We start from the raw sequence: 16,604 nt of genomic DNA on the forward strand, positions 1-16,604 counted from the left end.
ATCCGGCGGACCGAGCCGCCCGGAGTGCGGTCGAGGTTCCACGGGTTGCGGGTGACGTCACGAGAGTTGCGGCCCCACGTCTGCCAGGGAGTGCTGCCATCGGGCGTGGTGGTCAGGCCGATGGGAACGCAACCGAGAGCCATCAACGCCTCGCGGTGGCTGCGACGCTCGCCGTGCTTCACCGCGATGGGCATGCCGGCGAGCGGCAGGGAGGGGTCGACCGGGGCGAAAGAGCGGAAGACCGTGTGGAAGGCGCACAGGGCCGGTTCCACGAGGTCCAACCGGGCCAAGGCCTCGCGAACCAGGTCAGGCATGATCCACCCCGTGAAATGGACTCGCGCTGTGCACCACCTGGCTGAGCTCGCCGAGAAGTGCGGCGAGCTGCCCGCTTCGTTCTTCCGGTTCCAGGTGGTCGAGCTGTGGGTTTTCGGTGATCTGCTGGACGTGCCCCGTGACGTCGACGTCATCGAGGTCGCCCTCGTGACGGACCTGCCGGTGGACGAGGTGCCGTGGCTGTCCGAGCCGGTCGGGGCGGAACACTGGGCGAACTCGACGCGCCTGTCGCGCAATCCGTTCGAAGCGCGGTGGAGGTCGAAGGACGCGCCTGTGTGGAACCACCGCATCGAGCGGCCCGCACTGATCTGGAGCGCGGCGGACGGCATCAACGAGGAAGCCCTGGTGGCGGTGAGCGACGGCACGGGTGAGCTGGTGCGTCAGGCAGCGCCGTCGCCGGAAGAGCTCAGGAAGCGGATCGAGGACGAGCTGGAGGTGAGCCTGAGGGCGTTGCGGCGGGCCAACGAGGCCTACACCGACCGCCGCTGGGGCGCCGGCAAGCTCACCCCGTACTCGGACGCCCTCTGGCGCACGACCACCGGTTATCTCGACCTGCTGGACGTCTGACCCACTCACGTGTCGTCGGGCCGGTGGCCGAGCTCCCACAGCGATGAGATGGGAAGCGACACGAGCCGGTCGCCGAAGCTGATCGCCGCCTGGCGACCGGTGTGCAGGACGATTCCCTGTGAGAACTGGTCGCCCAGGAGGTCGCGCAACGTCGCGAGTCCTCGGAAGTCCTCTCTGGTCACGGTGTCTCTTGCTTTGGACTCGATGCCGATGACCTGGCCGTCGTCTCGCTCCAGAACCACGTCGACTTCCGCTCCGCCGCTGACTCGCCAGTGATGCAACCGGACCGCGGTCTCGCTCCAGGTGGCTTGCTTCGCGAGTTCGTTGACGATGAAGGTCTCGATCAGCGGGCCGCGGGCAGGAGCGACCGGCTTGGCCAGTGACTCCGGCGAAACACCCAGCAGCGAAGCGGCGAGTCCCGTGTCGGTGAGGTGCAGTTTGGCGTGTTTCACGACTCGCGAAGTCAGGTTGCGCGACCACGCTGGAAGCCGGTGGATCAAGAAAACCGCTTCGAGAAGCTCCAGGTAGCGGTTCACCGTGGTGCGGTGAAGTCCCGTCTTGTTGGACGTGTTGACGCTGTTGTGCTCCTGCGCGGTGATCGACGCGAGATAGGACAGCAGCGCGGTGATCGCGCTCGGCTCGTTGACCTTGGCCATCTCGCGGATGTCCCGTTCGGCGATGGCTTGCACGTAGCTTCGGAACCAGGCCCTGCGTGCTCGCGTGCTCGTCATGAGCGCCGGCTCGGGAAAGCCGCCCCGGCAGACGCGCGCGAAGTAGTCGGCGCGGTCCACCTGTGAGGGCGCAAGGCGACTCAGCGAGTGAGGTTCGTCGAACGCGGTGTCGATGAACGACTCGAACTTCCCCGCGAACTCGCCTTGTGAGAACGGCCAGACGTCCACGACAGCGCCGCGACCGGCCAGCGATTCCGACAAGCTCGGGGTCGCCAGGAATCGGGTGGACCCGGCGAGCACGTAGCGACCCGGTCGTGGAACGGCGTCCACCTCTGCCTTGATCGCCCTCACGAGTGGGTCGCCGGCTCGTTGGACCTCGTCGATGAGCCTCGGTTCGCTGCCGGTACCCGCGAACGCAAGCGGGTCGCTGATCGCTGCCTGCAAGAGCTGTTCGTCGTCGAGGTTGAGCAACGTTCCGCCATGGCGGTGCTGCAGGTGCCTGAGCAGGGTGGTCTTGCCGGCCTGACGTGGTCCGTTGAGTATCACGACACGGAACGTCGACAGGTACTCCTCCGTGACACCGGAGCACGCGCGAACCAGATCTGACTCGAGCACGAGGCCCCTCACCAGCGAGATTCATCGGTCAACTGGCGAAGAGTGTACATCTCACAGCACGCCGAGCCGACAAACCACGGACAGGTGAACCGACATTCTGCAGGGCTCAGAACCGACAGATTGCTGATCTTGCTGCTTCGTGCCTGGGCTCGGCCACGGTGGCCGAGCCCGTCACATCCGGGCTCTCACCAGCCGCGGGCTCGCCACTCCGCCAGCGCGGGGCGCTCCTTGCCGAGCGTCGAGTCGTCGCCGTGGCCGGGGTAGAACCACGTGTCGTCGGGCAGCACGGCGAACAGGCGGTCCTCGACGTCGTTGATCAGGGACGCGAAGTTGTCGGCGGACGTGGTCTTTCCCACACCCCCCGGAAAGAGTGAATCTCCGGTGAAGAGGTGCGGGTGCCCGGACGGGTCTTCGTAGAGGACCGCGATCGAGCCCGGCGTGTGGCCCCGCAGGTGGATGATCGAAAGCGGGACTTCTCCCACGTTGATGGTGTCGCCGTGCTCCACCAGGACGTCCGGTGGGACGGGTAGGACGGAGGCGTCGAGCTCGTGGGCGACGGTGTTCGCGCCGTGGGCGCCGGCCAGGGCTCCCAGCGCCTGCCAGTGATCGGCGTGCTGGTGCGTCGTCACGATCGTGCGCAGGCGGGGGCGGTTCGGGATGTGGCCGAACAGGTCGGACAGGCGCTCGTAGTCGTTGGCCGCGTCGATCAGCAACGCCTCGTTCGTGGACCGGCATACGAGCAGGTAGGCGTTGTTGTCCATCGGCCCGACGGAGATCTTCGTGATGGTCAGCGCGTCCAGGGTGCGGCGGGCGGCGGGGCCCTCTGGATCGACGTGACCGGTGTAGTTCTCTAGTACGTCCACGGTGGCTGACGGTAGTCGGTCGAAGCGGCGCAACGCACACCTTCAGGTTGCATACAGGTCTCGCTCATAGGGTAAGGAAGGATCAAGCTCCGAACCCCGAGTACGCCGAAAGCACCAACGAACAGGTCCCCGCCTCTCGTGATTCCAGCGCAACGACAAAAGCCCCGGACTGCCCGCAAGGTCAGCTGGGACGTCCTCCGCGTCGTCGCCATCGGGTGTGTGCTGCTCCACCACGCCACGCTCACGAGCGTCAGCAGTCACCCCGATCTCGGGCCGCTGCCGTTCGACTTCCCGATGTCGATGGGCGCCAGCACGTTGATGGTCGTCTCGGCTTTCTTCGCCTGTGCCTCGCTCAACAGCGGTAAGCCGGGGCAGTTCCTGTGGAGAAGACTCGCGCGCCTGCTGCCGGCGTACATGGTGGCCGTGGTGCTCACCTACGCCGTGCAGCGGTGGATCGCGCCGGATGGGTGGAGTCAGCTCGACGGAAGAGACGTCGCCTACAACCTGCTGCTGATCAACCAGTGGTTTCCCGACGTCAACATCGTCGACTTCGCCTACTGGACCGTGCCGGTGCAGCTCGCGGCGTTCATCGCCGGCGCCGTGCTCGTGAAGCACCTCAGAGGCAAGAAGCTCCGGGTCTTCCTGTGGGCGCTCATCATCACGCCGCTGCTGCTGCGTCCGGCGCTGAACCACTCGCACACGCTCTTCGTGGTCTACAACGGTCTCGCGCTGCACAGGGCGCAGCTGTTCGCCGCCGGCATCGCGATCTGGCTGTGGCACAAGCACCGGCTCGGAACGAAACACCTCATCGCGCTCCTCGTCGCCACCCTGATGGCCCAGGCGATTCACACGACCGAGTACGGATCGACGCTCGGCTTCGCCGTGCTGCTGCTCATGGTGTGCGCGGCGGCCGCTGGACCCGATTGGGTGTTCTTCAACCCGATCGCCAAACCGGTCACGTGGCTCGCCGGCATCTCGTACGGGGTCTACCTCGTACACCAGCAGATCGGCACGGTGGTGATGGACCGCATGCACGCCGTTGGGCTGCGGTCCTGGTGGCTGCTCGCCGGGTTCGTCACCTCGGCACTGGTGCTGGGGTGGCTGATGACGACGTTCGTCGAACGGCCCGCGTACCGGTTGCTGACTCAGATCCAGTCGGGCAGCTCCGGCAGCTCACCGCGCAGTCCGGCGCCGTCGGTCCTGCCGGTCAGCCAGCCCAGGACGGCGCTCGCCGACCCGCTGACGGAGTTGCGGCTGGCAGGGCCGTTGACGGTCCAGATGCGCTGAGTGCCGTCGGGCAGGGTCACCTCGATGCTGAACGGGTCGACCCTGCCCTCGAACTGCTTGACGGCGTCGTCGAGGAACTCCTCCACGAAGTCGGCGGGAAGGTCCTCGAACCCGACGCCGTAGTTGAGGTCGATGAGGTGGATCCAGACTTCGCGCAGCCGGAACAACGGCACCGTGGACGCCGGAATCGACTGCCCCCTGGGCGCCGTGACCTCGGAACGCCACGCGTGCGCAGGCATCTCGCGGCACGCGGCGTCGAACCTCAGACACGCCGAGTCCAGATCGGCCTTGATCACCTGCAGGATGCGGCGCGAACCCTCCTCGATGTCCGCGTCGCGGTCCGCCCGCGACGCGTAGGCCTCGTGCTCGACCCCGGTCCGTGCCCAGGTGAGCAGGTTCACCAGTGCGTCGGCGTTGCGTGCGAGGTGGGTGACGACGTGTCCGCGGGTCCAGCCGGGCAGCAGGCTAGGTCCGCGCAGGGCGGCCTGGTCCAGCTCCTCGACGACCTCGTACAGCACGTCCGTCGCCTGGCGCACCGCGTTGATGTGCCGGTCGGGCACTCCTCGCGGTGCGGGTACGGACGTGTGCTGCGTGGACGGCGTGTAGGTCATGTGTGCTGCCTCTCCCCGACGTTGAGGCTCTGATCGAAGTGACCAGCCTAGGAGTAAAGCCTGCTCAGGGGAATGCGCGAGCGACCGGAACCGTTTTTGTCAGGGGTGCGCCCTAGCATGGTCGGCGGGTCGCGCACTGCCGCCAAAACGATGCTAGTACGCTTCGAACGCTTGTTCGGGAGAGTGTGGCGTGAGTGACCCGCCGATCGCAGCCGAAGGGACCCCAGTGGCAGACCGTCTTGTTGTTCGCGGCGCCCGCGAGCACAACCTGCGCGGCGTGGATCTCGACCTGCCGCGGGACAGCCTGATCGTCTTCACGGGGCTGTCCGGCTCCGGGAAGTCGAGCCTCGCGTTCGACACGATCTTCGCGGAAGGCCAGCGCCGCTACGTCGAGTCGCTGTCGGCGTACGCGCGCCAGTTCCTCGGTCAGATGGACAAGCCGGACGTCGACTTCATCGAGGGGCTGTCGCCCGCGGTGTCGATCGACCAGAAGTCGACGTCGCGCAACCCGCGGTCGACCGTCGGCACCATCACCGAGGTCTACGACTACCTGCGCCTGCTCTACGCGCGCGCCGGCAAGCCGCACTGCCCGCAGTGCGGTGAGGCGATCGGCAAGCAGACGCCGCAGGAGATCGTCGACCAGGTGCTCGCGATGGAGCAGGGCACCAAGTTCCAGGTGCTCGCGCCGGTCATCCGCGGCCGCAAGGGCGAGTACCTCGACCTGTTCCAGAACCTGCAGTCGCAGGGCTACTCGCGCGCGAAGGTCGACGGGGCCGTCTACGCGCTCGCCGACGTGCCCAAGCTCAAGAAGCAGGAGAAGCACCACATCGCGGTCGTCATCGACCGGCTCAGCGTCAAGGCGTCGTCGAAGCAGCGCCTCACCGACTCGGTCGAGACGGCGCTGCGGCTCGCGGACGGCCTGGTCGAGCTCGAGTTCGTCGATCTTCCGGAGAACGACCCGAAGCGGATCAGGGGCTTCTCCGAGAACCTGGCGTGCCCCAACGGCCACCCGCTCGCGATCGAGGACCTGGAGCCGCGGTCGTTCTCCTTCAACTCGCCGTACGGCGCGTGCACGGTCTGCACGGGCATCGGCGTGCGCAAGGAGGTCGACCCGGAGCTCGTGGTCCCCGACGACGAGCTGAGCCTCGAAGACGGTGCCATCGCGCCGTGGGCCGGCGGGCAGACGGCCGAGTACTTCACGCGCCTGCTGCAGTCGCTCGGCGAGACCATCGGCTTCCGCATGGACCAGCAGTGGCGGCTGCTGCCGGCCAAGGCGCAGAAGGCGATCCTGCACGGCATCGACGAGCAGGTGCACGTCCGGTACAAGAACCGCTACGGCCGCGAGCGCTCCTACTACGCCAACTACGAGGGCGTCATCCCGTTCCTCGAACGGCGCCAGGAGCAGACCGAGTCCGAGTACATGCGGGAGAAGTACGAGGGCTACATGCGCGAGGTCCCGTGCCCCGCGTGTGCCGGTACGCGGCTCAAGCCGGAGATCCTCGCGGTCACGCTGCACCACGGCAAGAAGGGCGACAGGTCCATCGCCGAGGTCTGCGCGATGAGCGTCGCGGAGTGCTCCGACTTCCTCGACGGGCTGAAGCTCGGCAAGCGCGAGTCGATGATCGCGGGCGCGGTGCTCAAGGAGATCCAGGCCCGCCTGCACTTCCTGCTCGACGTGGGCCTCGACTACCTGTCGCTCGACCGCGCCTCCGGCACCCTGTCCGGCGGCGAGGCGCAGCGCATCCGGCTCGCCACCCAGATCGGCTCCGGACTGGTCGGCGTGCTGTACGTGCTGGACGAGCCGTCGATCGGCCTGCACCAGCGCGACAACCACCGGCTGATCGAGACGCTGACCAGGTTGCGCAACCTGGGCAACACGCTGATCGTCGTCGAGCACGACGAGGACACCATCCGCTCCTCGGACTGGGTCGTCGACATCGGCCCCGGCGCCGGTGAGCACGGCGGCAAGGTCGTGCACAGCGGCCCGTACAAGAAGCTGCTCACGAACAAGGACTCGATCACCGGCGCGTACCTGTCTGGCCGCAAGTCGATCCCGATGCCGGCCAAGCGCCGCAAGATCGACAAGAAGCGCCAGCTGACGGTCGTCGGTGCACGCGAGCACAACCTGCGCGGCATCGACGTGTCGTTCCCGCTCGGCACCCTCACGTCGGTCACGGGTGTGTCCGGCTCTGGCAAGTCGACGCTGGTCAACGACATCCTCGCCACGGTGCTCGCGAACAAGCTCAACGGCGCGCGCCAGGTCCCCGGCAGGCACACCCGGATCAACGGCCTGAACGAGGTCGACAAGCTGGTGCGGGTCGACCAGTCGCCGATCGGCCGCACGCCGCGGTCGAACCCGGCCACCTACACGGGCGTGTTCGACCACGTCCGCAAGCTGTTCGCGGCGACGACCGAGGCGAAGGTCCGCGGCTACCAGCCGGGCCGGTTCTCGTTCAACGTCAAGGGCGGCCGCTGCGAGGCGTGCGCGGGCGACGGCACCATCAAGATCGAGATGAACTTCCTCCCGGACGTCTACGTCCCCTGCGAGGTGTGCAAGGGCGCGCGGTACAACCGCGAGACCCTCGAGGTGCACTACAAGGGCAAGACGATCTCCGAGGTCCTCGACATGCCGATCGAGGAAGCGGTCACGTTCTTCGAGCCGATCAACGCCATCCACCGGCACCTGCGCACGCTGGTCGACGTCGGTCTCGGCTACGTGAGGCTGGGCCAGCCCGCGCCGACGCTGTCCGGTGGTGAGGCGCAACGCGTGAAGCTCGCGTCGGAGCTGCAGAAGCGCTCGACCGGCAAGACCGTCTACATCCTCGACGAGCCGACGACGGGCCTGCACTTCGAGGACATCCGCAAGCTGCTGGGCGTGATCAACGGCCTGGTGGACAAGGGAAACACCGTCATCGTCATCGAGCACAACCTCGACGTCATCAAGACGTCCGACTGGATCGTCGACATGGGTCCCGAAGGTGGCTCTGGCGGCGGTATGGTCGTGGCGGAGGGCACACCCGAGCAGGTCTCCGAGGTCGAGAAGAGCTACACGGGGCAGTTCTTGCTGCAGGTGCTCGAGAACGAGGAGGTGTCGGCCACAGGGTGATGATTCCACTCGATGCGCTGGCCCACCGCGAGCGCGCTCTTCAGGCGTCGCGCGGGGAGCCCTTGGCGTACCCCTTCAGCCTCGTTGAGGTGCTCGACTCGTCGGAGCAGGCACTCCGTCAAGTCGCGGCTGCCGGTTGGTTGCGGACCTTGGAACGGCTTCCTCGTCTAGCCGGCAAGTGAACTCGGTCGGCCTGGTGAGACGCTCAAGTCTCACTGGAGCCGCATGACAGGCCGTGAAGAATTCCCGGTCCGATGTGACTTTTGTCGAGAACCTGTCACTCGAACGAGCTATCCGGGATGATGGCGGCCGTGTCACTCCACCGCTATCGCTTCCGCAGCGTGTGGCACGTCGACGCGTGTCCGGCTGATGTGTATGAAGTGCTGTCCGACATCGCGAACTACCCGCTGTGGTGGCCCGAGATCCGCGCGGCGACGAAGATCGACGACGAGACCGGCGAGCTCACGTGTCGCTCGTTCCTGCCCTTCGACATCATCGTGCAGGTCAAGCACAGCATCAGGGACCAGCAGGCCGGCCTGCTGCGTGCGACGTTGTCCGGTGATCTCGAGGGCTTTGCCAGCTGGGAGATCATCGGCCGCGACGGCGGCACCGACCTGGTGTTCGACCAGGAGGTCGTGGTCAACAAGACACTGCTGCGGCGTCTGGTGCTGATCGCCAAGCCGTTCTTCCGCGGCAACCACGACCTGATGATGCGCGGCGGCTTCAAGGGCTTGAAACAGGTTCTCGAGGCCAGAGCGGCCAGCCGCCGCGACTCCTGATCTCAGCGCTGGTAGTCGCCGATCTGGACGACCTTCCTGTCGGTGGTCCGCCTGCATTTCAGTGGGACCTGGGCGTGCGCGAGGCCGTCCTCATAGGGCCAGGCGCAGGACCACTCACCGGAGTTCCAGAACAAGCCCTGGCCCTCGACCTGACCACCATCGATCGCCGCTGTGTAGCGGTCCGCGATGTCGATGGCCGCGGGGCAGCCGACCCCGTCCAGGTCCGTCACCTTCCGGTCGCCGTCACGGCAGACGACGGGATCGAACTCGCACGGCATCTCCCACTGCTTCCAGACCTCCTGCGGCACGGAACCGCAAGGCAGCGACGTGCCGGAGGTCTGGTACTTCCACGCCTCGCCCTGCAGCTCGAAGAGCACCAGGAGATTGTCGGATTGCCCTGCGGTGGTGTTCGCCATCGCGAGCACGAACCGGTCCTGCCGGCACTTGATGTCGAAGTAGCGCACGTCGGCTCCCAGCGGGTGCGCGGCCGCGAGCGTTTCCGGGGTCACCCCGTCGCACGGAGCCGTCTTCACCTCCTTGGCCACCAGGTCCGCGGGGACGGAGACCTCTTTCATCGTGGTGACGAGCTCGTCCGAGGTCTTGGTGAGGCGTGGCTGCTGGGCGCCGGAGGCGGCCGCGATGTCGTTGAGGACCTTGACCTGCTCCGGGGTCAGCCGGTGGCCGACGAACCGGAAGTCGATCTTCACGCCCGCCCGCGAGGTGTGCTCGTTGATGATCGTGCGGACCTCGTCGGCGCTCTTGCCGCAAGCGTCGGCCCCGCCGCGCGCAACCACGACGATACGGTTCGTCTCGTCGCCGCGGAACGGGTACGTGCGCGCGAAGTCGTCGATCGCCGCGAGGATGCCGCTGAGCAGCGTCGCCTTGCCGCTCGGCGTGATCGCGCGCGCCGCCTCACCGATCTTCGCCGCCTGCCCGGTGCCCGGCGTCACCAGTTCAGAGGTGTTGGCGGAGTCGCAGGCGCCACCAAAGCGCCGAAGGGCCAGCGAATCATCGGCGGACATGTTCGAAGCCGCGGCGCCGACAGCGTCCGCCACCTCGCGGAAGTCGGACGACTCGGACGCGTCGATCAGGAACGTCGTGCGGTGGTCAGGAGTCAGGAACACCCACAGTCCACCGGTGACGAGCCCCAGCACCAGGACGACGGCGCCCGCCGCCACCCACCAGCGTTTCATTGCGTTCCCCCTGGGCCCTGCGCGCGCAGCGATGTCAGCGCGTCCGTCATGTTCCGCGCCTCGGCGTTGTACGCGTCGGCGGCCTTGGTGTAGACGGCGAGCGGTTCCGTCAGGTTCCGTCCCGAACGAGCCGAACCGAGCAACGCGTCAGCGGCTTCGATCACCGCGGCCTGCAACGTGCGCAACCGGACTGCCATGTCCCGCAACCGAACCGCGTCCGCCGAGCTGGTGCGGCCGTCGAGGTCCTTGATCTCGATGTCCACGACGGCGTCCCGAGCCTCGGCCATGGCGGTGTCGGCGAGGTCGAACCGGCCGTTCTTCAGAGCCTCGGTCGCCGAGTTGAGCTTGTCGACGGTCGGGTTCAGCACGTTGACGACCGACTGCGACGACCGCAGCACCGGCTCGATGGTGGTGAACCACGCGAGCGCGCGCTTGAGCGCTTCTGGCGATTTCGTGAACGTGGGCTCCTGCGTCTTGAGTTGTGCGGCCAACTTCGTCAGCCGGTCATCGTCGTTGTCGTCGACCTGGTAGCCGATGAACCGGAACTCGATGGTCAGGCCGGCCGCCGCGACCCTGTCCCGGATCTGGGTCTGGACGAACTCGTCGTCGGGGTCGCACGCGTCCTTGCCGTGCCTGGTCACCACGATGATCCGGTTGACCTGCCTGGCTTCCAGCGACAACGGCGCGGTGAAGTCGCTGACCGCCTCGACGATCCCGCGCTGCAACGTGGCTTTCGTGCCCTGCCGCACGGATCGAGCGGCGTCCGCGATCTCCTGCCGGTTGCCCGTGCCGAACCCGACGAGCTGCGTGGTGTTGTCGTCGGAACCGCAGTCGCCACCAAAGCTGCGCAACGACTGGGAGTCGTGCTCGCCCGAGTTGCCGACGACCGTGGACAACGCACCGACAACGCTCGCCAGGTCACCCTCGGCCGCGTCGATCAGGAACGTCGTCTTGTAGATGGGCGCGAACAGCGGGACGACCCACCGCACCACCACGAATCCGCTGCCGACGACCAGCACGGCGACGAGCAGGACGATCAGCAGCCGCCGCACGCTCTTCGGAAGCTCCCAGAACGTGTTCCACTGGCGTGCGTTGTCGCCGACGATGACGCCCTTGGCGTTGCCCAAATGCACCGCGTACTTGGTGGGGTTCTCGGCCGGCTCCTCGAGTTCCCCGTGCGCCTTCTGGATCGCATCGGACGCCGTCGGCGACAGCTCGTTCGCCGCGTTGACGGAGAGCCTGATCTCGTCCATGAACGCAAGCTAGCGAGTTTGGGAGGAAAAGAAGTCAGGTTCGGCCGGACAGGTGGCGCACCAACAGGGCCAGCTGCTCCGCGTACTTGGAAGCGAACTCGGGCGTGGAGGGGTCCTCGCCGGTGATCTGGCTCGCGGTCTGCCGCAGGGTCAGCGGCGCGGCGGCGGCCGCCATCAGCGCCAGCAGCAGAAGCCCGGGGTCCAGGTCCGCGGGGAGCTCGCCCGCGGCCTGGCGATCCCGCATCTGGTCGACCTGGGCTCGGAGGAATGCTTCGTCGGTGGGCGGGCTGTCGCCCGCCAGGTTCGACCACGCCCAGAGACGGCCGTGATCGGTGAGCGTGGTCGCCACGAAGCTCGCCAGCACAGTGTCGAGCGGTTGTTCCTGGCTCGCCATCTCGGCGGCCGTGCTGTGCCAGCTCGTGGCGAGTTCCTTGTACAGGCCCTCTTTGCCGCCGAAGTAGTACGAGATCAGCTGCTTGTTCACGCCCGCCCGCGCCGCGATGTCCGTCGTGCGCGTGGCCGCGTAGCCCTTCGCACCGAACTCCGCCGCGGCCGCCTCCAGGATGCGGGCCCGCGTGCGTTCCGGGTCGCGCTTGCGTTCCGAGGCGCTGGGAGACCGGCGTTGATCCACGGCGAACACGGTAGTCGACCGGCCGGTTTCAACCAACAGGTTGACTTAATCAACCGTACGGTTGAAACTTGGTGGCATGAGGATCGCAGTGGTTGGTGGAGGAATCGGTGGGCTGTGCCTGGCGCACGGGTTGCGCAAGGCCGGCGTGGACGTGGCGGTGTACGAGCGCGATCTCTCGCGCACGGACCGCCTGCAGGGGTACCGGGTGCACATCAACCCGCACGGTGCCGCTGCGCTGCGGGAGTGCCTGCCCGCGGCGAACTGGGCTCGGTTCGAGGAGAGTGCCGGGCACGGCGGCAACGGGTTCGGCTTCCTGACCGAACAGCTGAAACCGTTGCTGCTGCTCGATCCCGAGGTGGAGCAGCACTACTCGGCCAGCCGGATCACGCTCAGGCAGGTGCTGCTCGACGGACTGGACGTCCAGTTCGGCAAGCGGTTCGAGCGCTACGAGCAGAACGGCGACATCACCCTGCACTTCGAGGACGGCACCACCGCGTCGTGTGACGTGCTGGTCGGTGCGGACGGGATCCGGTCACGGGTGCGCGGGCAGTACCTGCCGCACGCGGGCACCGAGGCGGTCGGGGTCACGGCGATCGCGGGGAAGCTGTTCCTCGACGAGAACGACTGGGTGCCGCGGGAACTGGTGGTGCGCGCGAACTCGATCGTTCCGACGGGCCGGGCGGGGATGTTCCTGGCCGCGCACGACGGCCTGGGCGTGACCGACGTCCAGGACGACCTGTTGTTCGACAACGCACGTCCTTACCTGATGTGGGCGTATGCGGCCGCCGATCTGACCGTCCACGACGGGCTGGATCTGCAACGTGAGGTGCTGCGCCGGATCTCGCGGTGGAGCCCGGAACTGAACCGGATCGTCGCGGCCACGCCTGCCGAGACGATCAGCGAGTGGCGGATCCGGTCGTCGAAGCCGATCGAGCGCTGGCAGCCCACGAACGTCACGTTGCTCGGCGACGCCATCCACGCGATGACGCCGATGAGAGGCATCGGGGCGAACATCGCGTTGCGTGACGCGCAACTGCTCGCGCGATGCATCGCAGAAGGCGGCGACGCCATCGCCCGGTACGAAGCGGAGATGTACGACTACGGGTTCGCGGCGGTCCGCGACTCGCTGCGGGCGGCACGGCAGTTCGCCGACGGCAGCCCGATCGCGCGGACCGTCTTCAAGACCGTGCTTCGGACGGCGAGCGCTGTGCCCGCGTTGAAGCGTGCGATGTTCGCTGGTCAGGGCGACTGAAAAAAGATTGAACCGTTCTGGCTCGTTCTACGTGTGATGGGCGTCGATGGGCACGAGCCAGGAGGTTGAGATGATCCGCAAGACCGTCACGGTCGTCGCGCTGGGGTTGATCTCGCTGACCGCCTGCGCCGGTACGCCGGAGAGCAAGCCCGTCGCGCAGCAGCAGGAAAGCGTTGTGGCGCTGAAGATCGCCGAGATCGACGACCTCGGTCCGGTCGTCACCGACGTCGAGGGCTTCACCCTCTACCGGTTCGACGGCGACAAGCCGAACGAGTCCACTTGCGACGGTGAGTGCGCCGCGACGTGGCCTCCCGCGACCGTCGCCGACGAGAACTTCACGGTGGAGGGCGTGGACGAGGTCGGCAGCTTCGTCCGCAAGGACGGTAGCCGTCAGCTGACCGTCGACGGCATGCCGCAGTACCGGTTCGCCAAGGACGTCAAGCCGGGCGAGACCAAGGGGCAGGGCCTGCAAGGCAAGTGGTTCGCCACCGGCAAGAGCGGCGAGCGCACCCAGCTCGCCGCGCGGACGGGCGTCATCGCCGGTCTCGGTGCGGTGCTGACCAACAGCGCGGGCCTCACGCTCTACCGGTTCGACGGCGACACCGCGCAGCCGCCGGCGTCCAATTGCGACGGTGGTTGTGCCGCGACGTGGCCGCCGGTGTACGTGGAGGGCGAGCAGCCGCGCGTGAAGGGCGTCGACCCGAAGCTGCTCGGGACGATCACCCGCAAGGACGGCAAGAAGCAGCTCACGGTCGCGAACTGGCCGCAGTACACGTTCAAGAACGACAGCAAGCCCGGTGAGGCCAAGGGTGTCACGGTGCCGAAGTGGTTCGCCACCGCCACGACGGCAAGAAGGCCCAGCAGAACAAGGCGATCGCGCTCACCAGTGCGACCGTCGGGGACCTCGGGGTCGTCGCCACCGACGCCGACGGGATGACGCTCTACCGGTTCGACGACGACTCCGCGGACCCGCCCACGAGCAACTGCTCCGGCGAGTGCGCGGTGCAGTGGCCGCCCGCTTTCGTCAGCGAGGGGTTCCAAGTGCAGGGCGTGGATCCCGCACTTGTGGGGACGATCGAGCGGGACGGCAAGAAACAGCTCACCATCGCAGGATCGCCGCAGTACCTCTATTCAGGTGACAAGGTCTGCGGCGATGCCAACGGACAGGGCGTTGGCGGCAAGTGGTGGGCTACCAAGGCCGACGGAAGTCGCGCCGGCCAGTAAGTGAAAGAGGGAGGCGAAGCCCCGGTGGGTCAGTCCGCCGGGGCTTCGGCACGTTCTACTTGAGGCGCATCAGGATCGCCTGCTCCGGCTCGAGCACCGGGAGCTGGATCCCGACGTCAGCGAGCACCGAGCCGGGCAACGAGACCGGTTCCCACTTCTTCTCGTCCCGCCCGATCAGCCTCGGCCACCCTGCGGGCGCGTCGAACGACAGCCGGTACGTCCGCGAGGGGTCGAGGCCGGGGAAGCGCACCCGCGCCGGCATGTGTTGCACCGAAGTCGCGATCTGCGCGTAGCAGAACAGCGCCTCGGACTGATCGGCGGCGACCACGCCGTGCACCCACGCGGCCGGGTCCGGGTGGTCGGAGTGCACCGTGACACCGCTGTGCACCAAGGAACGGACGTCCTTGTAGTACTCGATCGCCGCCTGCAGGCCCGCACGCTCGTCGTCGCTCGCCGAGTTGATGTCCCACTCGATGCCGAAGTGCCCGAACAGAGCCGTCGCCACCCGGAACGACAGGTCGTGCACCCGGCCGGTGGTGTGTGAGCGGGTCGGGCCGACGTGCGCGCCCATCAGCTCCGGCGGCAGGAACACTCCGGTCCACCGCTGGATCAGCTGGCGTTCCAGGGCGTCGTTGCAGTCCGAGGTCCACACCCGGTCGGTCCGCGACAGCACGCCGAGGTCGATCCGCGCCCCGCCGGACGAGCAGCTCTCGATCTCCACGTGCGGATGCCGCAGCCGCAGCTCGTCCAGCAGCCGGTAGTACGCCTCGGTCTGGTCGTGCACCCGCGAGCCGATCAGGTCGCGGTTGTGGTCCCACTTCACGAACGCGATGTCGTTGTCGGACAACACCGACGACACCCGCTCCAGGATGTACTCGTACGCCTCGGGGTGCGCGATGTTCAGCACCTGCTGGTTGCGCCACGACGGCGGCAGCACGCCGGGGCGCGGTCCCAGCACCCAGTCCGGGTGGGCGCGGTAGAGGTCGGAGTCGGTGTTGATCATTTCGGGTTCGAACCACAGGCCGAACTCCATGCCGAGTGCGCGGACGTGCTTGATCAGCGGAGTGAGCCCGTCCGGCCACACGGTCTCGTCGACGTACCAGTCGCCCAGGCCGGCGGTGTCGTCACGGCGGTGGCGGAACCAGCCGTCGTCGAGCACGAACCGTTCCACGCCAACGGCTGCGGCGGTGTCGGCCAACGAGGTCAGGCGCGAAAGATCGTGGTCGAAGTACACGGCCTCCCACGTGTTCAGCACGACGGGCCGGGGTCGCAGCGCGCGCTCACGCAACTGGCGGTGGAACGCCGCGCTGATCCCGTCGATGCCCTCAGCCGAATAGGCCGCATAAAGCCACGGCGACTCGTAGGTTTCGCCGGGCGCCAGCACGATCTCGCCCGGCAGCAGCAGTTCGCCGCCACCCAGGACCGGCGTCGAGTCGGGGAAGCTCTCCGCGTACGTCACGTGGTTGCCGCTCCACGCCACGTGCAGCGCCCACACCTCGCCGGAGCGGAACGAGAACCCCGGCGTGCCTGCCAGCAGCCCGATCGTCGCGTCGGACCCGGTGCGTCCACGCCGGTTCTCCCGCACCCAGGTGCCGTAGGAGAACGGGTGCCGCTGCGGCGAACGCTCGCGGCTCCACCGCCCGGTGAAGTCGAGCAGCTCGGTGGCGTGCGCAGGCGCCGGAAGCGCGGTCTCCAGTCCCTCCAACGCATACGGCGTCGAGCCGTCGTTGCGGATGCTGTGCCGCAGCCGGAGCATCCCGGACGACGCCAGCTCCACCACGCCGGTCACGGTGAGCGCGGCCGCTGGATCCTCTGCCACGTAACGGAAGATCGAGTCCTCTACCGAGAACGACGTCACCGCCAGCGCCGGCGCGAAGTGCTCGCCGCCCCGATGACCCCGCAGGCCGGGACGGCCGGAGTGCCCGGCGCCCGCGTCCGGCAGCAGCGTGAGCGCGACCGCGTGGTCGGGTGAGCTGTTCGGGATGGTTCCCGTCACCACGTCTGCCAGGGTGCGCAAGGCGTCCTGGCCGACGTCGCCGAGGGTGCGCCCCCAGTGCGACACGACAGGAAGCCCGGCACCCCGGACCTCGATCACCACGCTGGAGGTGTCGTCGTGCAGGTGCACGACCTCCGTGTTGTTCATGCGGGGCCCCGTCCACATCAAACACAAATGAACATTGCGCCGATCCTGTGGCGCACGGCTCGCGTTGTCAAGCGTT

Annotated in this window: 13 protein-coding genes and 2 pseudogenes; 7 read left to right on the forward strand and 8 right to left on the reverse strand. The window is 67.5% G+C overall.

Going from position 1 to position 16,604, the window contains the following annotated elements; genetic code table 11:
- Window positions 1-314 (reverse strand): annotated as a pseudogene (locus tag FXN61_RS25205) (amidase); the annotation flags it as partial.
- 10 nt (window positions 315-324) lie between these two features.
- On the opposite strand from FXN61_RS25205, the gene FXN61_RS25210 reads away from it, so the two are divergent.
- On the forward strand, window positions 325-900 hold the full coding sequence (locus FXN61_RS25210) for a DUF7711 family protein (RefSeq protein WP_167976514.1): 576 nt from the start codon (window positions 325-327) through the stop codon (window positions 898-900).
- Window positions 901-905: 5 nt separating this feature from the next.
- Here the strand turns inward: FXN61_RS25210 and FXN61_RS25215 are convergent, their stop codons facing one another.
- The gene (locus FXN61_RS25215) at window positions 906-2,186 is read right to left on the reverse strand and encodes an ATP-binding protein (protein WP_167976515.1); all 1,281 of its coding nucleotides are present in this window, start codon (window positions 2,184-2,186) and stop codon (window positions 906-908) included.
- Window positions 2,187-2,371: 185 nt separating this feature from the next.
- Window positions 2,372-3,049 (reverse strand): MBL fold metallo-hydrolase, encoded by a 678-nt coding sequence (locus FXN61_RS25220; RefSeq protein ID WP_167976516.1) that lies wholly within the window; start codon window positions 3,047-3,049, stop codon window positions 2,372-2,374.
- Between the two features lie 138 nt (window positions 3,050-3,187).
- Here FXN61_RS25220 and FXN61_RS25225 point away from each other — a divergent pair.
- A pseudogene (locus FXN61_RS25225) lies at window positions 3,188-4,147 on the forward strand (acyltransferase family protein); the annotation flags it as partial.
- A gap of 47 nt (window positions 4,148-4,194) precedes the next feature.
- Here FXN61_RS25225 and FXN61_RS25230 read toward each other — a convergent pair.
- On the reverse strand, window positions 4,195-4,947 hold the full coding sequence (locus FXN61_RS25230; protein ID WP_167976517.1) for a maleylpyruvate isomerase family mycothiol-dependent enzyme: 753 nt from the start codon (window positions 4,945-4,947) through the stop codon (window positions 4,195-4,197).
- 226 nt (window positions 4,948-5,173) lie between these two features.
- On the opposite strand from FXN61_RS25230, the gene uvrA reads away from it, so the two are divergent.
- Both uvrA and FXN61_RS25240 read left to right on the forward strand, forming a co-directional pair.
- Window positions 5,174-8,053: an excinuclease ABC subunit UvrA gene (gene uvrA / locus FXN61_RS25235; RefSeq protein WP_167976518.1), complete on the forward strand. Its 2,880-nt coding sequence runs from the start codon at window positions 5,174-5,176 to the stop codon at window positions 8,051-8,053.
- Between the two features lie 311 nt (window positions 8,054-8,364).
- Window positions 8,365-8,832 carry an SRPBCC family protein gene (locus FXN61_RS25240; protein ID WP_167976519.1) on the forward strand — a complete coding sequence of 156 codons (468 nt, stop codon included), beginning with the start codon at window positions 8,365-8,367 and terminating at the stop codon, window positions 8,830-8,832.
- A gap of 2 nt (window positions 8,833-8,834) precedes the next feature.
- Here FXN61_RS25240 and FXN61_RS25245 read toward each other — a convergent pair whose 3' ends face one another.
- Genes FXN61_RS25245 through FXN61_RS25255 form a run of 3 tightly spaced genes read right to left on the reverse strand, consistent with a single transcriptional unit; the run spans window position 8,835 to window position 11,909 of the window.
- Window positions 8,835-10,025 (reverse strand): vWA domain-containing protein, encoded by a 1,191-nt coding sequence (locus tag FXN61_RS25245; protein ID WP_167976520.1) that lies wholly within the window; start codon window positions 10,023-10,025, stop codon window positions 8,835-8,837.
- Window positions 10,022-11,278 carry a VWA domain-containing protein gene (locus FXN61_RS25250; RefSeq protein ID WP_167976521.1) on the reverse strand — a complete coding sequence of 419 codons (1,257 nt, stop codon included), beginning with the start codon at window positions 11,276-11,278 and terminating at the stop codon, window positions 10,022-10,024. Before FXN61_RS25250 ends, FXN61_RS25245 begins: the two co-directional genes overlap by 4 nt.
- Before the next feature lie 34 nt (window positions 11,279-11,312).
- Entirely contained in the window at window positions 11,313-11,909 is a 597-nt protein-coding gene (locus tag FXN61_RS25255; RefSeq protein WP_167976522.1) for a TetR/AcrR family transcriptional regulator, read from the reverse strand.
- 76 nt (window positions 11,910-11,985) lie between these two features.
- On the opposite strand from FXN61_RS25255, the gene FXN61_RS25260 reads away from it, so the two are divergent.
- The 3 genes from FXN61_RS25260 (at window position 11,986) to FXN61_RS25270 (ending at window position 14,385) form a co-directional block, all read left to right on the forward strand.
- A complete protein-coding gene (locus FXN61_RS25260) occupies window positions 11,986-13,161 on the forward strand; it encodes an FAD-dependent oxidoreductase (protein ID WP_167976523.1) in 1,176 nt (391 codons plus the stop codon).
- A 70-nt stretch (window positions 13,162-13,231) separates the two neighbouring features.
- Complete coding sequence (locus tag FXN61_RS25265; protein ID WP_167976524.1) at window positions 13,232-14,098, forward strand: hypothetical protein; 867 nt, start codon at window positions 13,232-13,234, stop codon at window positions 14,096-14,098.
- Window positions 14,095-14,385 carry a COG4315 family predicted lipoprotein gene (locus tag FXN61_RS25270; RefSeq protein ID WP_167976541.1) on the forward strand — a complete coding sequence of 97 codons (291 nt, stop codon included), beginning with the start codon at window positions 14,095-14,097 and terminating at the stop codon, window positions 14,383-14,385. The genes FXN61_RS25265 and FXN61_RS25270 overlap by 4 nt, the downstream gene beginning before the upstream one ends.
- 55 nt (window positions 14,386-14,440) lie before the next feature.
- On the opposite strand, the gene FXN61_RS25275 is transcribed toward FXN61_RS25270, so the two are convergent.
- A complete protein-coding gene (locus FXN61_RS25275; RefSeq protein ID WP_167976525.1) occupies window positions 14,441-16,528 on the reverse strand; it encodes an alpha-galactosidase in 2,088 nt (695 codons plus the stop codon).
- Window positions 16,529-16,604 lie beyond the last annotated feature (76 nt).

This window comes from Lentzea indica (genome assembly GCF_012184385.1).
Taxonomy (GTDB): Bacteria; Actinomycetota; Actinomycetes; order Mycobacteriales; family Pseudonocardiaceae; genus Lentzea; species Lentzea indica.

What these genes read in the sequence shown, in the direction of transcription:
- FXN61_RS25230 (WP_167976517.1), bottom strand. Translation starts at nt 4,947, where the DNA reads ATGACCTACACGCCGTCCACGCAGCACACGTCCGTACCCGCACCGCGA.
- FXN61_RS25245 (WP_167976520.1), bottom strand. Translation starts at nt 10,025, where the DNA reads ATGAAACGCTGGTGGGTGGCGGCGGGCGCCGTCGTCCTGGTGCTGGGG.
- FXN61_RS25250 (WP_167976521.1), bottom strand. Translation starts at nt 11,278, where the DNA reads ATGGACGAGATCAGGCTCTCCGTCAACGCGGCGAACGAGCTGTCGCCG.
- FXN61_RS25260 (WP_167976523.1), top strand. Translation starts at nt 11,986, where the DNA reads ATGAGGATCGCAGTGGTTGGTGGAGGAATCGGTGGGCTGTGCCTGGCG.
- FXN61_RS25265 (WP_167976524.1), top strand. Translation starts at nt 13,232, where the DNA reads ATGATCCGCAAGACCGTCACGGTCGTCGCGCTGGGGTTGATCTCGCTG.
- FXN61_RS25270 (WP_167976541.1), top strand. Translation starts at nt 14,095, where the DNA reads ATGACGCTCTACCGGTTCGACGACGACTCCGCGGACCCGCCCACGAGC.
- FXN61_RS25275 (WP_167976525.1), bottom strand. Translation starts at nt 16,528, where the DNA reads ATGAACAACACGGAGGTCGTGCACCTGCACGACGACACCTCCAGCGTG.